At 62.2% G+C, this 4,346-nt stretch carries 3 protein-coding genes; 2 read left to right on the forward strand and 1 reads right to left on the reverse strand.

What is annotated here, in order from left to right:
- Positions 1-195 precede the first annotated feature (195 nt).
- Complete coding sequence (locus QJT78_RS49070; RefSeq protein ID WP_028148162.1) at positions 196-1,281, reverse strand: SDR family oxidoreductase; 1,086 nt, start codon at positions 1,279-1,281, stop codon at positions 196-198.
- Positions 1,282-1,573: 292 nt separating this feature from the next.
- On the opposite strand from QJT78_RS49070, the gene dctP reads away from it, so the two are divergent.
- Both dctP and QJT78_RS49080 read left to right on the forward strand, forming a co-directional pair.
- Entirely contained in the window at positions 1,574-2,665 is a 1,092-nt protein-coding gene (gene dctP / locus QJT78_RS49075) for a TRAP transporter substrate-binding protein DctP (RefSeq protein WP_028148163.1), read from the forward strand.
- A gap of 331 nt (positions 2,666-2,996) precedes the next feature.
- Positions 2,997-4,088, forward strand: coding sequence for a TRAP transporter substrate-binding protein (locus tag QJT78_RS49080; protein WP_038945742.1), 1,092 nt, complete (start codon positions 2,997-2,999; stop codon positions 4,086-4,088).
- The last annotated feature ends 258 nt before the right edge of the window (positions 4,089-4,346 follow it).

Genomic DNA, 4,346 nt, shown 5'->3' on the forward strand with positions numbered 1-4,346 from the left:
CCCTCCCGACGCAACGACAAAACCGTAAAGCCCCGCGTTCAGCATAACCCGGCAGGAATCCACTTAAATCCAGCGGGGCGCTGTCCAAACAACCGGGGCCAGCTCTGGGTGTACGAACGACCCCGATCTCCGGATCGAGGTCGCGTACCGTCACCAGTGCTTCGAGCGGGCAGTGGGCCTTCGTGGTAGCGATCTCTATGGAAGCAGCCGTTCTTCCCTGGCTTGCTTGAACCACTTCCGGAACATGTCCTCGGTGTCCATCATCTCGGTGAAGCCGGCGCGGTTGATCTTCACGGTCGAGACGATCGAGGGCGGACCGGATTCGGTCTGGCCGTAGCGCATGCTGTAATCGGCGTACTGGAACGACAGGCCGACGAAGTCGACGAGGTCCGGCGACACGAGGTCATGCTTGCGTCGCAACGCGTCCCAAGAAGAGACCCAATTGGGAAACTCCTTGGCGAGCGATAGCGGGACCGGCTTGCCGGGCTTCATCTCCAGCGCGTCGGCCACTGCGGGCCAGATGTTCTCCCAGGTGAAGACATCGCCATTGGTGACGTTGAAGGCTTCGTTCTGTGCCGCCTCGGCCTCGCCCGACCAGGCGATCGCGCGCGCGAGGAGATCGACATCGACGGCCTGCGCCACCCGCGCGGCGCCGCCGGGAAAGTCGAGCGGCCTGCCCTGCTCGCGCAGCATCGCGGCATAGACGCCGAGCGGCGGGATCAGATCCATGGCGCCCCCCATGGCGAGGCCGACGATGAGAACGGGGCGCAAGATGCTCCAGTGCCAGGCTTTCCCGGCCTGAAGCTCGCGCAGGAAATTTTCCTGCGCCCAATAGAAATTGGGCTGCTCGTACATCTCGGAGCGGGCTTCGCGCGCCGGCACCGTCAGGGGGCGAACGTGAACCCCGTAAGCCTTGGTGCCCTGCAACAGAGCGACGTGCTTGAGGTCCGGCGCGACCGGCTCGAGCGCAGCCATCAAATTGCGCAGCATCAAATCGTTGGTCTTGATCTGCTGCGGATCGCGCCAGCCATCGACGAGCTGTGGCGCCTCGTAGAGCGCGGCGTAGATCAGGTGGGTGGCGCCCTGAAGCTCGGCCGCGGCACGGCGGCAATCGGCTTCGCTGGTAAGGTCGATCGGGACGTGGCAGGCGCCGTAGAGGTCGCGCGGCTTGCGCCGTGACAGCGCGATGACCTCGCAAGGGCCGGATGTGCCGAAGTGTCGCAACGCAGCGTTGCCGACGAGACCGGTTGCCCCAGCGACCACGACCTTCTTGCCCGTCATGCGCGAGCCTCCCTTGTTATTGCCCAATCGAGTAGCAGATCGCTGATGGTTCCGACTTGCGTCTGGCCCGCGTTCGCACTTGCGAGGAAGGCATCAGGCTTGATTATCGCAGGGCGTCCGGTCATCCTTGCTGACGGAACCGCAACGCTCGGCTTCCAGCAACAAGAGCCCATCAGGGCCATTCGGAAACGCTCAAACAAATCTCAACAAGAGAACGTCGATCCTCGGCGAAGACAAGACGACAGCAAGATCGTTCCCTGGTCGATGCATCGACGCAATGGAAGGGATGCGCATGAAACGTCGTGATTTTCTGAAGGTGACAGGCGTCGGCCTGGCCGCGAGCACAGCAGTCGCTGCGCCCGCGATCGCGCAGTCGTCGCCCGAGGTCAGGTGGCGCTACGCCACGAGCTGGCCGAAAGCCCTCGATACGCTCTATGGCGGCTGCGAATATTTCTGCAAGCAGGTCGCCGACATTACCGACAACAAATTCCAGATCCAGCCTTTTGCGGCGGGCGAGATCGTCCCGGGCCTGCAGGTGCTCGACGCCGTGTCGAACGGCACGGTCGAGATCGGCAATACCGCGCTTTATTACTATTGGGGCAAGAACGCCGCATTCACGTTCGCAACCGCCCTTCCGTTCGGATTGAACACGCGCCAGCAGATTTCCTGGTTGCTGTGGGGCGGCGGACAGGATCTCGTCAACGATCTCCTGAAAGAGCACAACGTCTACGGCATCCCGACCGGATCGACCGGCGCGCAGATGGGCGGCTGGTTCAGGAAGGAGATCAAGACGGTCGACGATCTCAAGGGTCTGAAGATGCGCATCGGCGGCTTTGCCGGCACGATCCTCGCCAAGCTCGGCTGCGTGCCGCAGCAGCTCGCCGGCGGCGACATCTATCCGGCGCTGGAGAAGGGCACCATCGACGCGGCCGAGTGGGTCGGCCCCTATGACGACGAGAAGCTCGGCTTCGCCAAGGTCGCGAAGTACTACTACTATCCCGGCTGGTGGGAAGGCACGAGCCAGGGCCACAACATCATGAACATCGAGAAGTGGAATGCGCTGCCCAAGCACTACCAGGCGGCCATCGACGCGGCGTCACGCGACACCTTCACCTGGATCACCGGAAAGTACGATGCGGTGAATGCTCCGGCGCTGAAGCGGCTGATCGTGAACGGTGCGATCCTCAAGGGCTTCCCGCAGGAGGTGCTCGAGGCCTGCTACAACACCGCCAACGAGATCTACGCCGATCTCTCCAAGACCAATCCGCATTTCGGCAAGATGCATGCGAGCATGACCGCGTTCAAGAATGACTCGTTGCCTTGGACGCAGGTGGCCGAGCTGAGCTACGACAGCTTCATGGCGCGGATGCGGACCAAGACGTGAGGCGCTGAACGGCTCACACGACTAAAGGCGGAGAAGCCCCGGAGATGCTGCCATCTCCGGGGTTTTACGTGTTTTCGTTCCGGTTTCGGACCAAAGCTGGTTGTCCCAATCGGCTTCGCAACTGCGAGCCGTCCCGACGCCGCTTGCTTATCGTGAAGCGACCAGTCATCCTGATCGCCGGAACCGCAACGTACGGGATCCACAAAGAGCCCTGAAGGGCCGTCGGACACACTCACACCTTCACCCAAGACAAGTTCGGTTCTCGGCGAAGCAAAAGACGACACGAAGATCGTTCCCTTAGTCGAGCAATCGGCACAACGGAGGGATACGCATGAAACGTCGTGAATTTCTGAAAGTGACAGGCGCTGGCCTGGCGGCAAGCACAGCGGTTGCTGCGCCGGCCATCGCGCAATCTTCGCCGGAAGTGAGATGGCGGCTTGCCGCGAGCTGGCCCAAGGCACTCGATACGCTCTACGGCGGCTGCGAATATTTCTGCAAGCGCGTGGCCGAGGCCACCGACAACAAATTCCAGATCCAGCCGTTCGCGTCCGGCGAGATCGTGCCGGGCCTGCAGGTGCTCGACGCGGTGTCGAACGGCACGGTCGAGATGGGCAACACGGCGCTGTATTATTACTGGGGCAAGAATCCCGCCTTCACGTTCGGCACCTCGCTGCCGTTCGGACTGAACACGCGGGCTCATATTTCCTGGCTGCTGTTCGGCGGCGGCACGGAAATGCTCAACGATCTGCTGAAGGAATACAACGCGGTCGGCATTCCCACCGGCTCGACCGGCGCCCAGATGGGCGGCTGGTTCCGGAAGGAGATCAAGTCGATGGAGGATTTCAGGGGACTGAAATTCCGCGTCGGCGGCTTCGCCGGCACGATCATCGCCAAGGTCGGCGGCGTGCCGCAGCAGATCGCGGGCGGCGACATCTATCCGGCGCTGGAGAAGGGCACGATCGACGCCGCCGAATGGGTCGGCCCCTATGACGACGAGAAGCTCGGCTTCGTGAAGGTTGCGAAATACTACTACTATCCGGGCTGGTGGGAAGGCACCGGCCAAGGTCACAACATCATGAATCTCGACAAGTGGAACGCGCTGCCGAAGCACTATCAGGCCGTGATCGAGATGGCCTCGCGCGATACCTTCACCTGGGTCACCGGCAAATACGACTACGTCAACCCGCCGGCGCTGAAGCGTCTGCTGGTGGCCGGCGCGATCCTGAAGCCGTTCCCGCAGGAAGTGCTCGAGGCCTGCTACAACGCCGCGCACGAGATCTACGCCGATCTCAACAAGACCAACCCGCACTTCCACAAGCTGTACACGAGCCTGTCGGCATTCAGGAACGAGTCGCTCGCCTGGATGCAGGTCGCCGAGCTCAGCTACGACAGCTTCATGATGCGGATGCGGACGCGGACGTGACGACGCTGAGACGAAAGCTCGAACCACGCTGAAGGTGGCATCGCCCGACTCGATCGGGCGATCCAGTATTCCGGAGGCCGAAGCTGGAGAGCTCGCTCTCGCCACATCGGCCGCGGCGTACTGGATGCCCCGGTCAAGCCGGGGCATGACAGCCCCGCGGGTCACTTCAAATTCCTCCGGGTGTGGTCAGTCAAATTCCTCCACCCGCGAGGCAGGACAAGGGACTGTTAGTTTGAGTTTGTTTCCCGGGCAAGAGCT

The organism is Bradyrhizobium sp. Mp27 (assembly GCF_029953005.1).
GTDB lineage: Bacteria > Pseudomonadota > Alphaproteobacteria > Rhizobiales > Xanthobacteraceae > Bradyrhizobium > Bradyrhizobium barranii.